The organism is Candidatus Thermoplasmatota archaeon (assembly GCA_030018475.1).
Lineage (GTDB): Archaea > Thermoplasmatota > JASEFT01 > JASEFT01 > JASEFT01 > JASEFT01.
In genome coordinates this window covers 4,991-22,016 of sequence record JASEFT010000015.1, presented here as the reverse complement: position 1 = coordinate 22,016, position 17,026 = coordinate 4,991, and the positions used below count along the sequence as shown (strand labels likewise).

Annotated in this window: 20 protein-coding genes; 11 read left to right on the top strand and 9 right to left on the bottom strand. The window is 39.1% G+C overall.

The genetic code is table 11. From position 1 onward, the window contains the following. The 3 genes from QMD21_03305 to QMD21_03295 all read left to right on the top strand — a co-directional run. Window positions 1-2,077, top strand: a 2,077-nt coding sequence (locus QMD21_03305; GenBank protein MDI6855797.1) for a hypothetical protein, incomplete at its 5' end; no start/stop codon positions are given. Between the two features lie 42 nt (window positions 2,078-2,119). Then, window positions 2,120-2,878 carry a tRNA (adenine-N1)-methyltransferase gene (locus QMD21_03300; GenBank protein MDI6855796.1) on the top strand — a complete coding sequence of 253 codons (759 nt, stop codon included), beginning with the start codon at window positions 2,120-2,122 and terminating at the stop codon, window positions 2,876-2,878. Between the two features lie 6 nt (window positions 2,879-2,884). Further along, entirely contained in the window at window positions 2,885-3,583 is a 699-nt protein-coding gene (locus QMD21_03295) for a class II glutamine amidotransferase (protein MDI6855795.1), read from the top strand. Window positions 3,584-3,675: 92 nt separating this feature from the next. Here QMD21_03295 and QMD21_03290 read toward each other — a convergent pair whose 3' ends face one another. Beyond that, entirely contained in the window at window positions 3,676-3,861 is a 186-nt protein-coding gene (locus QMD21_03290; protein MDI6855794.1) for a nucleotidyltransferase domain-containing protein, read from the bottom strand. 218 nt (window positions 3,862-4,079) lie between these two features. On the opposite strand from QMD21_03290, the gene QMD21_03285 reads away from it, so the two are divergent. The 3 genes from QMD21_03285 to QMD21_03275 all read left to right on the top strand — a co-directional run bounded on the left by QMD21_03285 (window position 4,080) and on the right by QMD21_03275 (window position 5,583). Next, entirely contained in the window at window positions 4,080-4,280 is a 201-nt protein-coding gene (locus QMD21_03285) for an NFYB/HAP3 family transcription factor subunit (protein MDI6855793.1), read from the top strand. Window positions 4,281-4,433: 153 nt separating this feature from the next. Further along, window positions 4,434-4,826, top strand: a complete 393-nt coding sequence (locus QMD21_03280) for an NUDIX pyrophosphatase (GenBank protein MDI6855792.1) — start codon at window positions 4,434-4,436, stop codon at window positions 4,824-4,826. Continuing rightward, entirely contained in the window at window positions 4,816-5,583 is a 768-nt protein-coding gene (locus QMD21_03275) for a radical SAM protein (GenBank protein MDI6855791.1), read from the top strand. Before QMD21_03280 ends, QMD21_03275 begins: the two co-directional genes overlap by 11 nt. Here QMD21_03275 and QMD21_03270 read toward each other — a convergent pair. From QMD21_03270 to QMD21_03255, 4 genes are all read right to left on the bottom strand, one after another. Next, on the bottom strand, window positions 5,572-6,168 hold the full coding sequence (locus QMD21_03270) for a FumA C-terminus/TtdB family hydratase beta subunit (protein ID MDI6855790.1): 597 nt from the start codon (window positions 6,166-6,168) through the stop codon (window positions 5,572-5,574). The two genes, QMD21_03275 and QMD21_03270, sit on opposite strands and share 12 nt — an antisense overlap. An 87-nt stretch (window positions 6,169-6,255) precedes the next feature. Further along, window positions 6,256-6,756 carry a hypothetical protein gene (locus tag QMD21_03265; GenBank protein ID MDI6855789.1) on the bottom strand — a complete coding sequence of 167 codons (501 nt, stop codon included), beginning with the start codon at window positions 6,754-6,756 and terminating at the stop codon, window positions 6,256-6,258. Window positions 6,757-6,766: 10 nt separating this feature from the next. Beyond that, window positions 6,767-7,912, bottom strand: a complete 1,146-nt coding sequence (locus tag QMD21_03260; GenBank protein ID MDI6855788.1) for a zinc ribbon domain-containing protein — start codon at window positions 7,910-7,912, stop codon at window positions 6,767-6,769. Beyond that, complete coding sequence (locus QMD21_03255) at window positions 7,905-8,756, bottom strand: fumarate hydratase (protein MDI6855787.1); 852 nt, start codon at window positions 8,754-8,756, stop codon at window positions 7,905-7,907. Before QMD21_03255 ends, QMD21_03260 begins: the two co-directional genes overlap by 8 nt. Before the next feature lie 128 nt (window positions 8,757-8,884). On the opposite strand from QMD21_03255, the gene QMD21_03250 reads away from it, so the two are divergent. After that, complete coding sequence (locus QMD21_03250; protein MDI6855786.1) at window positions 8,885-9,364, top strand: hypothetical protein; 480 nt, start codon at window positions 8,885-8,887, stop codon at window positions 9,362-9,364. Between the two features lie 304 nt (window positions 9,365-9,668). On the opposite strand, the gene QMD21_03245 is transcribed toward QMD21_03250, so the two are convergent. Next, window positions 9,669-10,646, bottom strand: coding sequence for a hemolysin family protein (locus QMD21_03245; protein MDI6855785.1), 978 nt, complete (start codon window positions 10,644-10,646; stop codon window positions 9,669-9,671). Next, complete coding sequence (locus QMD21_03240) at window positions 10,643-11,548, bottom strand: TIM barrel protein (protein ID MDI6855784.1); 906 nt, start codon at window positions 11,546-11,548, stop codon at window positions 10,643-10,645. The genes QMD21_03245 and QMD21_03240 overlap by 4 nt, the downstream gene beginning before the upstream one ends. 97 nt (window positions 11,549-11,645) lie before the next feature. Here QMD21_03240 and hutI point away from each other — a divergent pair, with 97 nt between their 5' ends. From hutI to QMD21_03220, 4 genes are all read left to right on the top strand, one after another. Continuing rightward, window positions 11,646-12,890 (top strand): imidazolonepropionase, encoded by a 1,245-nt coding sequence (hutI, locus tag QMD21_03235; GenBank protein MDI6855783.1) that lies wholly within the window; start codon window positions 11,646-11,648, stop codon window positions 12,888-12,890. 67 nt (window positions 12,891-12,957) lie between these two features. Then, entirely contained in the window at window positions 12,958-13,227 is a 270-nt protein-coding gene (locus QMD21_03230; protein ID MDI6855782.1) for a 4Fe-4S binding protein, read from the top strand. Beyond that, complete coding sequence (porA, locus tag QMD21_03225) at window positions 13,224-14,381, top strand: pyruvate ferredoxin oxidoreductase (GenBank protein ID MDI6855781.1); 1,158 nt, start codon at window positions 13,224-13,226, stop codon at window positions 14,379-14,381. Before QMD21_03230 ends, porA begins: the two co-directional genes overlap by 4 nt. Continuing rightward, a complete protein-coding gene (locus QMD21_03220; GenBank protein ID MDI6855780.1) occupies window positions 14,360-15,262 on the top strand; it encodes a thiamine pyrophosphate-dependent enzyme in 903 nt (300 codons plus the stop codon). The genes porA and QMD21_03220 overlap by 22 nt, the downstream gene beginning before the upstream one ends. Before the next feature lie 79 nt (window positions 15,263-15,341). Here the strand turns inward: QMD21_03220 and QMD21_03215 are convergent, their stop codons facing one another. Both QMD21_03215 and QMD21_03210 read right to left on the bottom strand, forming a co-directional pair. Beyond that, window positions 15,342-16,115, bottom strand: a complete 774-nt coding sequence (locus QMD21_03215) for an enoyl-CoA hydratase/isomerase family protein (protein MDI6855779.1) — start codon at window positions 16,113-16,115, stop codon at window positions 15,342-15,344. Window positions 16,116-16,127: 12 nt separating this feature from the next. Beyond that, complete coding sequence (locus QMD21_03210) at window positions 16,128-17,021, bottom strand: enoyl-CoA hydratase-related protein (protein ID MDI6855778.1); 894 nt, start codon at window positions 17,019-17,021, stop codon at window positions 16,128-16,130. Between the last annotated feature and the right edge of the window lie 5 nt (window positions 17,022-17,026).

The following is a 17,026-nucleotide window of genomic DNA, read 5'->3' as shown; positions in this document are numbered from 1 at the left end:
TGTAGGGATAATCCAAACTGATTGGGTAAGTGGAACTGCTAAAGCAGGAACTGTGTTGGTAACTTCTACTATTGGAAGCGGTGGCTCTAGAGAATTCTCGTTTGCAATTATCGCAGATCCACAGGGCAGCGGCGATTACGGTACACCAGGTTGGTTCGATGAACCGCCCGCTGGCGATGTGGGAAGCAATATACAGCTTCTAAGAGAAATTGTTAATGAAATAAATGCGAAAAGGGTAGATTATGACATAAGATTTGTTATGGTTTTAGGGGATATTACCGGAAGCGCCCAGCTATCAGAGCTCAAGAAGGCAAAAGAGATTCTAGACTCGTTAGAAGTGCCTTATGTGCCTCTTATAGGAAACCACGATGTATGGCCTTATGTGAGTTGCGCTAAATTTAACGATAAAACGTCTTCTTTTATAGTCTCCAACACTTATCTTGATGAGCGTGTGATTCTCTACAAAAATGACAATTATGGCGGAACCGCAGAAACTTTCATTGGCGAAGATCGAAGGCTTTCAGGTAACGGTATAGGGGATAATGCAGTCTCGTCCCTAAAAGTGATAGGAGCTTGCAGCGTGACTCTTTATCAGGATGATGATTTCATGGGCGACAGTATAACATTTAATGGCCCCTGCGATATCCCGTCTTTGAGCGTTTATGGGTGGAATGACAAGGCGTCTTCTATTAAGGTCTATGATTGCAACAGCAGAGGAGTTGTTCTACATGGCGGTGCTGACTACACTGAACGCGGCCATTTATTTTTCAATAATGTTCCCAGTTTACCTACAACAGATTACAATGGGTTTACGTGCCTCAATGACGCTATATCTTGCGTGAAGTTAATTAACGGTGCTGAGGTGATATTATACGAGAATTCAAATTATGGGGGCGCATCTATCCATTACGGCACATCTGTAGGCACGCCTTGTGGCGACCCGAATCTAAATGATGAATATGTACATCCATGGGATACTCATTCTGATTATTATTTTAACGAAATTTACGCGCCGGTCTATGATAAGTTAGCGCAAACCATGCCGAACTGGAGGAAAGCGCCAACGCCGGTTTGGAACCCTCAGACAAGTCCACAGCATTACAACTATTTTCAGAATTTTGCATTTGACTACGGCAGTTATCACTTCATTTGCTTAGACTTTAATGCAAGAGATGATGCGCCTTTGAACAAGCCTGGCGTTTCAGGCGAAGGCGATATCCATGATTTTTCAGGTGGAACATACCAATGGTTTAAAGATCATCTTGCGAATTATGCGCCTAAAGGTAATGAAAACATATTTATTTTTGCACATCATCCCTATACAGACGGCTGGGGTGGTGTAATGGGCTTTAGCTCAGGAGAGTTTGATTTGTTGGTACAAGCTATCCAACCTTACCATACCAGTGTTAATACGTGGTTTGCAGGACATCTCCATAGGAACGCGGAATATTGGAATAGCGATTATGATGGTAGTGGTGTGCAAATGTTCAAAGTTATAGAAACTGACGCAGCCTGCGAGGATCAATATGACGGTATAGATTCAGCTCCTGAAACCTATGACAATGCAGGGGATTATAGGATTGTAGAAATATACACTACAACACAATCATTTAGCTGCTCCTTGTCTAAAGGCTGGAATTTTATTACTTTACCCTTGAAAACATCCTATAAAAGAGCTGAAGATCTAGTTCAAGCAATACCTAATTGCAGCTACATAAGGATGTGGAACTCAACAACTCAAACATTCGAAACGCATGTTAAAGGCACAAACGAAAATAATTTCACAATAGATGATGGTATAGGCTATTTTGTCTTTCTAGAAAGTGCGTCAACCTTCGAAATACAAGGTGCGAAAATTATACTGTACTCAACAAGCCTAGCAAAGAATTGGAATTCTATTGGATGGTACAATGAGACATCAACAACTGCAGAAAGCCTTGCACAAAATATTACAAATTGCAAGGTGATTGCTTACTGGGATAGTAATTTAGGAAGATTTGTAACTCATCCTATTGGCACAAACATCAGTAATTTCGCTATTGAAAGGGGAAAAGGATATTTTGCGTATATTGCATAAACCGAAAACTCTTTTTAGCTACAAATCTTTTTTATAACTAAAATGCTCGCTGAGAATGATCTTGTAGTGCTTGTAGATGAAAAGGGCAATAAAGTATTGGTTAGGATAAAAGATAAAGTTGAGAAGATAAAAAGGCTTGGGGTGTTTAACCCTAGCATTTTGATTGGAAAAGAATACGGCTCCGCGATCGAAATAGGTAGAAAGAAATTCTTCATACTCAAGCCGAACATAACGGATAAAATAGAAACTATTCGAAGGAAAGCTCAGATAATTTTACCGAAGGATTCTGCAGTTATTGCGCTTCATTGCGATATAAGAAATGGCAGTCTTGTTGTTGAAGGTGGTACAGGCTCAGGCGCTCTAACTCTAGTTCTTGCAAATTTAGTAGCGCCTAATGGAAAAGTTATAAGCTACGAGCTGCGCAAGGATTTTGCAGAATTTGCATTTGAAAATATAAAAAAAGCTAAGCTAGAAAAAAACATAGAAATAAAAGTCAGAGACATAATTCTGGGGATAGATGAGAGAGAGGCGGATGCTGTAATTCTTGATATTCCTAATCCTTGGGATGCCGTGAAAAATGCTTACGATGCTTTAAAAGTATCTGGTAGCTTCTGCTCCTATTCTCCGCTAGTAAATCAAGTTGAAAACACAGTAAAAGAGCTTAGGAGATATAATTTTATAGACATAAAGACATTCGAGAATTTGCAAAGAGAGATAGTAGTTGGGGAAAGGGGCACTAGACCCAACTTTGAAATGCTGGCTCATACCGGATATTTAACATTTGCAAGAAAGTTAAAGTAGAAAAAAATGTGCAGATTATTTGCAGTAATTGCAAAAGAGCCTAAAGCACTAAAGGAGTGGTTGATTGAAAGCAAGAATTCCATTTTAGAGCAGAGTAAAGAGCACCGTCACGGCTGGGGTTTGGCATGGCTCGAAAATAGGAATTTCAGAATTGATAAATCTACAACCCCTGCTTACAAAGATAAAACTTTTCTGGCTCTTGCTCAGATGATAAATTCAAAGCTCAATATTGTGCATATAAGAAAAGCAAGTGTCGGAACTATAAAACTTGAGAACAATCAGCCTTTTATAAGAGGAAAATGGGTTTTTACTCATAACGGCACCATTTCAAATTACAAAAAATTACTACCCTTAATTAATGTAAAACATTTGAGGGGCGAAACTGATAGTGAAGTATTCTTTCAGCTACTAATGAAGAATCTAAAAAAGCTGTGCGCTGAGAAAGCAATTTCTAAAACTGTAGCTGATATTGCCAGGCTTTGTAGGTACTCAAGCTTGAATTGTGTTTTTAGTGAAGGAGAAAAACTTTACGCACTGCGCATGTACAAAAAAGAGCCTTCTTATTATAGAATGAATTATTTAATGGCTGATGAGTGTGTAGTTGTAAGCTCTGAGAAAATAGGTAATGGAAAATGGGAAAAGATGAATAATCATGAGTTGATGGTTGTAGATAAAAAGTGTAATATTAAGAGAATTGCAGTTTGAGTAAAATCTGATTAAGAGCTATTGGATAGATGATTACTTCCTACGGTCTGCCTTTATCAAGATATTCTTTAAGTCTATCCATAACAGCTTTTTTACTTTTTGTGAATCTTCAAAAGCTGGGTAATCAAAATTAATTGAACTGAGAGAGACAGGTCTTTAAACAATTTATGACTTAAGGAATAGCGCTCCCCTCTGCTTAAGCGATTATTAGTAACAACCAGGATATCAATATCGCTGTCAGGAGTTGCGCGACCTTCTGCGTAGGAGCCAAAGAGAATAATTTTCTCAGGCTGAAGTACTTCAACAATTTTTTTATAATCTTATCAATATTTTTTGGTCTAACATTTTTATATTCTCAGTCGCCTCTCTCATTGATAAATGATATTTGCTGAGCTGTTTAAAAAGCTTCTTTAAGAAAGCTCATTCGATAAATACTTTATTCCCTGACAGAAAATATCTTAACCCTCTAAATTATTCTTTATTTTAAGTGATAGAAATGAGGTTTGCAAAAGCTCAGATTAAAAGAATAATAAAGAAGTCAGGCGCAAAGAGGGTTAGCAAAGAAGCTGTCTTAGCGCTTTCTCAACTTATAGAAGACAAAGCTTTAGAGCTTACTGCAAAAGCTATTACGTTTGCAAAATATGCAGGAAGGAGAACTTTAAAGAAGAGCGATTTCGAGCTTACTCAGCTAAAATGAAGTTTATTCTGTCTTCCTTTTTATTCTCTTAAAGATAACAACTGCAACTGCTACGACTGCTGCTATAACTATAAGTCCGATTATTCCACCAATTCAAAATCCCGTGAGAGTGGTTCACAAACTATTTTAATTCACACATGCATTTTTTGTTTAATGATACACGTTGTTTCTTGCTTCATAATTAAAGATAATAAAATATTGATTTTGAAAAGGAGCGATAGTGTAAGAACTTATAAAGGAAAGTGGGCAACTGTGTCAGGTTATATTGAAAGTAACGAAGAGCCTTTTGAAACTGCAATTAAGGAAATAGAAGAGGAAATAGGTTTGAAAGAAAGTGACGTAGCACTTGTTAGGGAAGGAAATTTGATTTATGTAAATGATGATTGGGTTGTGCATCCCTATCTGTTCAAAACGAGTAGCGATAAGATAAAAACTGACTGGGAACATGTGGAGTATAAATGGATTAAGCCCAAGGAGCTAAAGAATTACGATACAGTTCCTAAACTAAAAGAATCTCTGGAGAGCGTTCTCGGCTATGAGCTATAATTACATTAGATATCTTACTCCTGATACTAAGCCCTACGATGCTTTAGAACTTGCAAAAGAAACTGAAAAAATTGTATGTAGAAATAAAGCTAGAAAATATACTGCTTTTTATGCGACTGGCGTTTATGGTGGAATAGCAACTGGCTATACTGTTGGATGTTGCTTGCGCTGCTACTTCTGCTGGGTAGATTTTAGTAGAGATTTTCCTGAAAAATACGGCGATTTCTATTCACCTGAGCAGGCATTTGAAAATTTAAAAAAAGCAGCTTATAAATATGGCGTACGAAAACTACGCCTATCAGGTGCAGAGCCAACTCTTGGTAAAGAGCATTTGTTAGCTTTACTTGAACTAATAGAGCGCTCTGAATTTCCTCTTTTTATTTTAGAGACTAACGGAATTTTGTTTGGCTCAGACAGAGACTATGTTGCTAAAATTGCTAAATTTACAAAGCCTCATATTAGAGTTTCACTCAAAGCAGGCACTGCAAAAGATTTTGAAAGGAAGACAGGCGCTGAGCAAGAGAATTTTGAACTTCCATTTCAGGCAATTAAAAATTTGCTCAACTACAATGCGAGCTTTCACGTAGCTGCAATGACTGATAAAAGAATAATGAATAAAGAAGAGAGAGATTGCTTGATAAGGAGGTTATACGAGATTGACCCCAGACTTGTGAGAAGTTTAGAGGAAGAGGTTGTGGATCCTTATGATGCCACTCTTGCAAGATTGAAATTTGCAAATGTAAAGCTAGAGTTCTAATTTCTTTCTCGCTTCAACAATTTTCTTTTCAACTTCTTTTTCTACATTTTCAAACATAGAATTTCCATGAGCGTCTATTGCTACAATTAGTGGTCCAAAGTTCTTAGCTTCTAATACCCAAAGCGCTTCAGGCATTCCCAATTCATACCAATGCACGTCCAAAACCTTTGCAATTCCTTTTGCCGCTAAAACTGCAACGCCGCCTGTTAAAGAAAGATAAGCGCAAGAAAATTTTTTCATTGCTTCCTTTACCTCTTTACTCATCCCTCCTTTGCCTATAATAAAAGAAGGTCTAAAAAGCTCTATAAACTTAGGCTCAAGTCTGTTCATTCTCGTGCTTGTTGTAGGTCCTGCAGCTACAAGTTCCCAATGCTCATCTCTCTTTTTCATTATAGGCCCGCAGTGGAATATTGCAGAGCCTTTAAAATCTACAGGCAATCTTTCTTTTTTATCATAGAGTTCGAGCGCGTGCAAATGAGCCTCATCTCTAGCTGTATAAATAATGCCGTTTAGATAGACAGTATCACCAAGTTTTAGTTGTAATACGGTTTTTTCTTGTGCAGGTAGGTTAATCATGATTTCCATAGCTTTTACTTGAAAGAGATATTAGTGAGCTGAGACTTTAATTTATCTCACAGAGAAAAATAAGTAGCTGCGTACTCTCTAAATCCACTACTTACTTTTTCTTTTTCTAATATTAGCGTCAGTAATTATCCCCACGCCCACTAGTAAAAAAATCAGGGCTGCCATTAATCCCATTACATCTAGCGTCCCAAGCGCCCACCTCATAAAAGACACTCCCTCCCACTCCGTTGCATAAGTACAGGATACGTTTTTAGGGTTACCTCTGTTATCAAACACTATCCACCAGGTATCATTATGTGGTATTTCATATTCAAAGTACCCTCCTCTGCTATTAGTAGCTGCAATATAAAAGTGCTCAGAATCACAAACTATTACATGTGGGATTGCAGGAGTTGCTTTAAATTCACATTTCAAAACATCACCTTTTTTATAGTCACCCAGGTTCCACGAGGCCTGCGAGTTCGCCTCCACTACGCCTCTGGCCTTTTCGAGGGGAACTGTAATTTTAGGCTGGAATTCCAAGAGAATGAGCACTGCACCAACTATTAGAAATGCCGTGCCTAATACTATCGACGTTTTCCATCTCATATTTTTCCACCTACGAGACTTTAATTTTACCTCTACTCCCGCAGCTTGGACATTTGACTTTAATAGCTTTACCAGTGAGAATGACCTCAAACTCTGTCCCACAGGTTTTGCATCTAATTTTCTTTTTTGGCATCTCTGGTTTTGGTTTTGGCAACCCAACAACTAACCTAGGCCCTTCTTTAGGAGGTTTTAGCTCTGGCCCGTAGCGCGTCCATCTAAGTAAAGCTAGAGCATAAGCAGCGCAAAATAGTAGTGTAGCCACAATATCAAGAGCGCCTACAGCAGGCATCCATGAGCTTGAGTAGATAGCTTTTGCAAAATCCTTTCCACTCGCTGTTTCACTTAACGCAATGTTTATTATCCCTACAACTCCAAGCACAGCTGCTAGCCCGATACCGAAGCCGGCAGAAAGAATAATTTTTCCTTTCTTGTCTTGTAAGCCCATTACAAGCAGAGCTTTCCAAACTAAACCCAAAATTCCTATACTTACAATAAGTATTATTCCGTATTTGAAGAGCATTCCCCCAGAAGCTTCTACTGACATGCCCCTAAGAACAGCTCCTACCGCAAACAGCCTTAGAAAAAGAGGCCCGTAATGATTTAAAAGATAATTTATAAGAAAAATAACTCCTGCTAGCCCAGCATAAGTTTTATGCCTTCCGGCAAGCTCTTCACGATTTGAAACAATTCCTAGAAGACCTATAAGGAAGAAGATCGAAAGATAATAACTTATCGGTGAGTAAAATTCTAATGCTCCGAGAGGTGATAAAGTCCAAGGAATCGCATAAACGGAGATCACATAAATTAGGGTGCAGAACATTATTAGGAAAAGACCAATGCCTGTTGTAAGAAAGCCTTCTCGAATAGTGTAAGATCTGCGTTCTCTAAGGCTCACAAGGAGCGCTAGGAGAGCCATGAGCAGCAAAATAAACGAGAGTATAACCACAGCGAAGATTACTTCTATTGCTGGAACAAATCTTGGCACGCCTAGACCAAATAATGCTCCAAAGAGTAGCCAAAGCCCGAGTTTTGTTCCATACCCCCAGCCTCCATCTAGAATTTTCCAAAACAGTACAAATGCGAGAACCGCAGGAGTGATTAAAATCACAGCCCAGAGAAGCCATACAAACAGAGTTAGGAAAACAAACTCAAACATATTCTACTCTATTAGCTCCATAAATTCTAGCTGTAGCACGCCTAGCACACCAGCACTGAATATTAACAGCAACAGGCAGAGAGGCTGTATGGCAGTATGCATATTCTATGTTTACGCCTAGGCAGGTAGTTTTACCGCCAAGTCCCATGGGACCTATGCCAAGTAGGTTAATAGCTTCAAATAACTCAGTTTCTAATTGCGCTATTTCTTTGTCTTTGTGCCTTGTTGTGATAGCTCTAAGAAGAGCTTCTTTCGCTAGCTTTGGAGCAATATCTGCACTGCCACCGATACCGACACCAACGATAGTTGGCGGACAGGGCTGAGAGCCTGCCTTGATGACAGTATTGAGTATGAATTCTTTTATCCCCTTGATACCATGCGCTGGAGTGAGCATAGCCAAAGAAGACATGTTTTCAGAGCCTGCCCCTTTAGGGAGAGCTGTGATCTCCATAAAATCATCGCTTGAAAATCTATAATTTATGTAAGGCATTCTTTCGCCAACATTATCGCCGGGATTCTTCCTTGTAAGTGGGTCCACTGCATTAGGACGCAATGGCACAAGTTTAGTTGCCTCTCTAACGCCAGCTACTAAATACTTCTCAGTGTTAGGAGTTGGGTTGGTAACATAAAATATTATTATTCCTGTATCTTGGCACATAGGAAGCTCTAGTTCTTCAGCTAGCTTTATATTCTCAATAATAGCTTTAAGCTGCATTTTAGCTACATCTGAGATTTCGTTTTTATAAGCTTTTTCAAGCGCTTCTTTTACATCACTTGGAAGCTTGATCACAGCCCTTTTTAGCAGCTCTATAACTGTGGTTTTTATCAATTCTTCAGATACCATATTAGAATTATATCTTAATCAAATCAAATAAAAGTTTTGTTTGGAGGCGCTTCGGAAAAAAAAGAAAAAAGGGGATCAACCGTCAATATATATATATCAGAAGATACATTTGTTCTTTAGGTGATAAGATGGCAGCCCCACCAAAACCAAAATCTAAACTCCCAATAGTGATAGCAGTTGTAGTCGTGGTTGCAGTAGTAGTGATCGCATCGGCGCTTTGGCTGTTTGTGTTTAAGAAAGAGAAAAAAGAAGAAGGTGCACCAGGACCACCGCCAGCTCCGACAGTCGGTATAGTGTTTGACGTTTTATCTGCGACCAACGATGGAGAATATGTGAACATAACCTACCAGATTACATTCGTTTCGAGACCCGACGTGGGGTGGGGCGATATGCAATGTAAATTCTACGTAAACGGTGTCTCCCCACTAGGCGGATATTTCGGGATGAACGATGTTGACAATAATAACCGCGTGAGCTCTGGTGATACTATATCTATCACTGAGTTACGCGTGGAAACCGATGTTAACACAGGTGACTCTGTAAAGCTTGAGTTAATATACTTACCAACAAACGAGATAGCCGGTAGTCTAACAATATCCGCACCGTAAACATACCCTCTTTTTATTTTCTATTTTGCGGTCTTTCTGTTTATTCAGCCACTCGGTTTTAGAAATGCTGTTTTGCATAACTTAAATATCGTTTAACCCTATCTTCTACTTGGATCGGTTATTTGACAGATGCACAGGAGTGGAAGTAGCGACAGCACGGAGTTATGACGATTTTGACAACGAGGGGGTATCTTTCACCTGCGGATACTATCATAGTATTCGCCCCTCAAGATGGGAATTATAAATTAATAGCATTATATCAAGGCAGTATTGCATTCGAGAGCGAGCTTACTCACTACTAGAATTATTCTTCAATCTCACCAACAATCTCTTCAATCAAATCTTCAAGAGTGATTATGCCTATAGGCTTATCGTTTTCATCCACTATAATTGCAAGATGCTCTCTAGCTCTGCGCATTTTTCTAAGTGCTTCATCTGCACGCTCTGAGAACCTGAGCTTGAACGCAGGCTTCATAATTTGTTTAATCTGCTGATCTTTCTTTTTTAGCGCGTCTTTTACATTAACTATCCCGATAATATTTTCTTTTTCAACTGCATACACAGGCATTTTAGTTACCGCTTCTTTACCTGCAAGTTCTAAAAAATCGTCAACTGTTTTGCCAGCTTCAATACTAACAACTCTATCTTCAGGCACCATTATGCTAATGAGGGGTATTTGGTCAAACTCAAAAACTTCATGTATCATTTCACGCTCGCTCCTCTTTATACTACCCTGCTCTTCTGCAATTTCTAAAATAGTTCTCAACTCGCGCTCAGTAAGAGTTATTTTTTGTGACGGCAGCTCTCTACCAAATGCCTTTATGATAGAGTTGACAAGGTATGTGAAGCCTGCAGCTATAGGTGAGAAAAGTTTGGTAAAGCATGCAACAGGCTTAGCAATTCTAATAGCTAACTTTTCGTTTCTCATTGCAAATGCTTTTGGAGTAATTTCGCAAAATAATAAGATAATAAAAGTCATAATTACGGTAGCTACAGCGATTCCTATATTACCGAATATTTTTAGTGCGATTGCACCTGCAACTATAGAAGCGCATACGTTTACAAGATTATTACCTACAAGTATGCCTGTAACTAATTTATGAGGCTCTTTAAGTAAATTTTCTATAATTAAAGCTTGTTGCTCGCCCCTCTTTGCCCTTTCCCTTATTTTCACTCTGCTCACTGTTATAAGAGCCATTTCCGCAGCTGAAAAAAGTGCTGATAGTATAAGAAGGATTATCAGGAATATTATTGCAATAACAATCCAAAAATCGAGAATCATCTTTTTTTCTTTTTTAACCTCTTTTTGAGTTTAACTTTTATTCTGGGCTTTGGTTTGCGCTTCTTCTTGAGTTTTTCTTTTACACGCTCTAAAATTATTTTCATATTGATTGCATCGTGCTCTAAAAGTGGCGAGCTCGAAATTATACTGATATCGTATTTTTTCTCGATTAGCAACTCTGCCAAAGGCTCAAATTTCAAATCGCTTTTCTTTAAAGGCACTAAGTCTAATTCCTCGCCGTCTTCGTAAGTCACTCCTGAAAAATGACTGAAGTATTTGCGCTGACGAAGCACCCTTAGCTTTTCAAATATATCTGCAAAATCTTCTTTCTCTCTTAAGCAGCCATTACCTCTTGCATGAATATGTGCGAAATTTATCAAAGGCACTATACCACGGACCTTTCTGCAAATTTCAATTACTTCTTCTAAACTACCTATCAACGCTTGCTTGCCACTAGTCTCTATGGCAATTCTAAGTCCTTTGCACTTGCTTCTAGCAAAATTTTTTAATGTTCGTATGCTTTTTGTAGCTCGGTCTAAGCACTCTTTTTTATCCCTGCCATACATGCCAAGATGGACTATAAGCAATTCTGCGTTTAGAGCTTTTGCAAATACTGCTGAGCTTTGTATAACTTCAATACCCCTTTCAGCTTCCCTTTTACTAAGTCCTAAACTTGTATAGTAAGGCGCATGAACAAATAACGTTACTTTGTCCTTTTTAGCAGCTTTCTTTACTTCTTCAGTATCGATGTGCCATTCGCCGGGCCTTAAAATCTCAACTTCCATTATTTCCAAACCCTTGCCTGTCTCGCGCTTACCCAAATTAGCAGTGTCTTTTATACCTTCCACCAAAGTACGACCTTTGCAAGAAAGAGGTATTCCTGCTATACCGAAACGTATCATTCGAAGTTATATCCGCTGCCTCATATAAATAAATTTGGGGTGTTAAATAAAATCCTTGAAATAAAACTAATATACTGCAACGATATTATCTCATTTAATGCGCTTAAAAGTAGATTTAGCGCTAAAAAACTGTTCTCAGCTTTTAACACTAAGAGCCTCTACGCCAAAAAAAAGAGCTGAGTTAAAGGATTTAGGAATAATTTGTGACGGTACAGTTGGAATTAAAGACGGAAAAATAGTTGCTGTTGGAAAGGCTAGCGAGCTAAAATTAGATTCTAAAAAAGAAATAGATTGCTCTAATAAGCTCGTACTACCTGGCTTCGTTGATTGCCATACCCATCTCGTTTTTGCAGGTAGTAGAGAGAAAGAGCTTGAACTAAAACTGCAAGGCAAATCTTATATCGAAATTTTAGAAGCTGGCTATGGCATACACAGTACAGTAAGAGCTACCAGAAGAGCTTCTGCAGAAGAGCTTAAAACTCTTGCTGTTTCTAGATTGTGGAAAATGCTTGCGAATGGAACCACAACTCTAGAAGTTAAGAGCGGCTACGGTCTCGACCTAAAGAATGAGCTGAAATGTTTGAGGGTAATCAGAGAGTTGCAGAAACTCTCGCCTATTAATATTGTGCCGACTTTTTTAGTGCATGCAGTGCCTTTAGAGTACAAAGATCGTTCTGAAGAATATGTGCAATTGATAATTAATAAGCTATTGCCTGAGGTTGTAGCTGGGAAATTAGCTGAGTTTTGTGACGTTTTTCTAGAGAGAGGCGCTTTTTCTTTAGCGCAGGCACGAAATATTTTAAAGGCTGGTAAAAATTTAGGAGTTGCGCCAAAGCTTCATGCAGATGAATTTAACGATTTAAATGGCGCCGAGCTTGCTGCAGAACTAGATTGCGTTTCAGCTGACCATCTGTTAAAAAGTAATGAGAAAGGCATTAGAGAACTTGCGAAAAAGGATATTATTGGCGTTTTGCTCCCAGGCAGTTCTTTTACTAACTTCTTAGATTATGCAAACGCTCGAAAATATATTGAGCTAGGCTTGCCTATAGCGCTGGCTACTGATTTCAATCCCAACTGCTGGATTGATAGTCTAGGATTTGTAATTGCTTTAGCGTGTTATAAAATGAAAATGCTGCCAAGCGAGGCAATCGCTTCTTCTACCATCAACGCTGCTTTTGCGATAGGTAAAGAAAAAGTTATTGGTAGTCTTGAGGCTGGTAAAAAAGCTGATATCCTTGTAATGAGTACAGACAATTACAATAGTATTCCATATAGGCTGGGAAGTAATATTATAGAAAAAGTGATAAAGAGCGGAAAAGTTGTATTTGAAAGCTCTAAATAGCGCTTTTTCACCGTGCTATTATTGCTTACGCAAATTTTTTCATCTCCAAATGCTATTATTAACTAGTATGTCCGAAAGTGCCGAAGAAGAAGTGCCTCCAATATCAGTGTCTTCCAAATCAATGGAGTGGAATAAGACTGGTACATGGCGTACTTTCAAGCCAGTTCTTGACAATAAAAAATGCACTAAATGCATGCTCTGCTGGAAGTTCTGTCCTGAGGCATGTGTGGAGATATTAAACAACGAGCTTAAAATCAACTACGATTACTGCAAGGGCTGCGGTATTTGCTCTGAGGAATGCCCTAAAGGGGCTATTGAGATGGTTGAGGACCTATGAGGAAGGTAATTACTGGCAACTACGCATGCGCTTACGGCGCTAAGGCAAGTAACGTTGAGGTTATAGCAGCTTACCCTATAACGCCTCAAACTCAAGTTGTAGAGAAAATAGCAGAGTTTGTTAGTAACGGCGAGCTAAAAGCGCAATACATTGAAGTAGAGTCTGAGCACAGTGCAATGGCTGCATGTATAGGAGCAAGTATGGTAGGGGCAAGAGCTTATACCGCGACAAGTGCCCAAGGACTTTTATTGATGCATGAGATGTTACACTGGGCTGCAAATGCTCGTTTGCCTATAGTCATGGCTAATACTAACAGAGCTTTGGCGCCTCCTTGGAGTATATGGAGCGATCAGCAAGATAGTATTTCGCAACGCGATACAGGCTGGCTGCAGTTCTACTGTGAAAGCAACCAAGAAGTATTCGATACTACTATTCTTGCATATAAAGTTGCAGAAAAGGTATCGCTTCCTGCAATGCTTGTTCTAGATGCTTTTATTCTATCACATACTGCAGAGCCTGTCGAGATTATTGAGAGCGCTCACGATTTTTTAAGTCCTTACAACCCTAAATATAAGTTAGATATAGATAATCCCTGCAGTTTCGGGCTACTTACTAAGCCGGAAGGTCCCTATTATGAGTTCAAATATAAAGCTGCAGAAGCTATGGAAGAGAGTAAAAGAGTTATAATAGAGGCGGAAAGAGAATTTGAAAGAAGATTCGGTCGTTACTATGGGCTTGTTGTGCCGTATCGCTGCGAAAATGCCGACATCCTTATGGTCGCTTCTGGAGCGATCGCAAGTAGTTGTAGAGAAGTTATAGACAAGTTTAGAGCTGAAGGTGTAGACATTGGGCTTGCGCGTATAAGGACTCTAAGACCTTTCCCGAGCGAAGAATTAGTAAAGCTTTGTAAAGATGTTAAAGTTTTAGGAGTGCTGGATAGAAACTTTTCTTTTGGCGCTGAAGGAGTATTCTGCACAGAGACTAAATCTGCAGTTTACAATTCAAACTACCATCCAATAATAAAAAACTACATTATAGGACTTGGTGGAAGAGACGTACTTATTAAAGATCTCGAGGCTATAGTGAAGGACTTGATCAAAGTGAAGAAAGAAGGTCTTGACCGTGAGAGAAAATGGATAGGTCTGATAAAATAAAATTAACTTTGCCTAAAGAGGAGTGGCTTGGACACGGTAATTTAGGCTGTCAGGGCTGTGGAGGAACGCTTGCCTTAAGATACACTCTAAAAGCGCTAGGCAAAAGAGTAATTATAACGATACCTGCATGCTGTTGGGCTGTAATTGGAGGCTTCTTCCCCTTTACTGTATTCAAAGTACCTTCTACCCAGATAGCATTTGAAGCAACCGGTGCTTGCTGTGCAGGTATAGAAGCAGGTTTGAAAGCAAAAGGTATTGAAGATGTTACCGTGCTTGGCTGGGCTGGCGATGGAGGTACAGCTGATATAGGAATTCAGGCTTTGAGTGGAGCTGTAGAGAGGAATCATAATTTTCTATATATTTGTTACGATAACGAAGCTTATATGAATACAGGCGGGCAGAAAAGTGGCTGTACGCCGTTAGGTGCTAGAACCACGACTACGCCTGTCGGTACTAGAGGGTATTGGAAGAAGAGCTGGAAGAAGAACATGCCCGAGATTATGGCAGCGCATAAAATGCCCTATGTAGCCACTGCATGTATCTCTTATCCAGAAGATTTGATTAAAAAAGTAAAGAAAGCGTCAGCTATACAAGGACCAAGATATATCCATATACTTGCACCGTGCCCTACTGCATGGGGTTATTCGCCTGAAAAGACTATCGCAGTTGGTAGATTGGCAGTAGAATCTTGTGTTTTTCCGCTCTACGAAATAGAAAACGGAATTTACAAAATAACAAAGAAGCCTACGAAGAAAATTCCTGTTGAGGAATATCTTCTTTCGCAAGGCAGATTCAAGCATTTGCCGAACGAGCTAATTGAGTTCATTCGGAAAAATGTAGATAAAGAATGGGAAGAATTGTTGAAGAAAGAGCAACATTAGGCAAATCAATTAGTTAATATCCTTCTGATCAAGTTTGCATATTCTTCTATTCTTTTTCTTTTCCCCTGAAGGGCTTCTTTTATTTATTTTTCCAGACCGGTTTCCTCTTTTCCAAAAACGCTCTCAAACCTTCTTTTGCATCTTCAGTTTTCATTAGTTTGTTTAAATACAAATCTTCAATCTTTTTAATTGCGTTGTCATAACTCAGCCCTGCAGTATCGTAAATTGATCTTTTGGCTAGGTGTAGTACAACAGCGCTATTAGTAATGATTTTTTTAATAAACTCGTCAGCAAGCGCATCAAAATTCTCCGCCGGCAGGACAATATTTATCAGCCCAAGTTCTTTTGCCTCGTTCGCTGTGATCGTTTCGCCTGTTAGAATAAGTTCTAATGTTTTTTTAATACCAGTCAGTTTTGGAAATATAATCGCAGCAATAGGCGGGAGCACTCCCACTTTGATTTCAGGCTGACCGAATTCTGCTTTTTCAGAGGCAACAACCAAATCGCAAAATAGGGCAAGTTCGCACCCGCCACCTAACGCCACACCGTTCACTAAAGCTATTGTGGGCGCTTTTGTTAAGCTTAAATTTTTAAACATTTCATGAAAAACTTTTATCATCTTATCGACTTTTTCTTCTGTATGGTCCTTTATGTCAACTCCTGCAGAAAACGCTTTTCCGTGAGCTGCAATAATTACTGCCCTTAAATTACTATCATCGCAAAATCTGTTCAAAGCAATATTGATTTCTTCCAACATTTCGATATTGAGAATATTCAAAGGCGGCCGGTTTAAAATTATTTTAACTTTGCTTTCGTCGCGCTCGATAGCGATATTTTTAAACTCGTTACTCATAATATTACTATCCTATTCTCCTTTGAACTCAGGCTTCCTCTTTTCCATAAAAGCCTTCATACCTTCAACTTTGTCTTTCGTAGAAAATGTTAAGCAAGCTGTTTCAAGTTCGTATGCTAACGCCTGTTCTAACGGTGCTTCTAGCCCTATATTTATTGCAGACTTAGCCAGTCTGATCGCTACAGGAGCTTTGCTAGCTATTTTTTTAGAGAGCTTCATTGTTTCTTCCATAAGTTTTTCAGCAGGAACAATTTTATTTACGAGCCCTATTCTTTCAGCTTCTTTTGCATCTATTATCTCGCCTGTAAAAATAAGCTCCTTTGCTTTGTTCCTTCCAATTAATCTGGGTAAGCGCTGTGTGCCTCCAAAGCCTGGGTGTATTCCTAGCCCTACTTCCGGCAGACCAAATTTTGCATCTTCAGATGCTATTATAATATCGCATGCTAATGCTAGTTCGCAGCCCCCTCCTAGAGCAGGGCCATTGACAGCAGCGATAACAACTTTATCTAAATTTTCAATTTGTTTAAGGGTAGCTTGCCCTAATTGAGTGAACTCTCTTGCGCTTAACGGCGTTTTTTCAATCATTTCTGCTATATCAGCGCCTGCAACAAATGCTGTACCTTCGCCGGTGATTATCACAACATTTGTACTTTTATCTTCTTTGAGTTCAGCTAGAGTAGTTTTTAGATCAGATAGAACTCTCGTATTTAGTGCGTTCAATGCCTCAGCTCTTGATATTACAATTATCCCTATACCGTCCTTTTTCTCAAATTTGACGCTTCTAATATCCCAAGGCAAGCCCGACTTCGCTTGCCTTTCTAAAGATTCCTGGAGTTTAATACCTTGCTTTTCCGCAAATTCAACTGCAAGTTCGTATGCAGTCTGTATTCCAATCGAATTCATCATTGTGA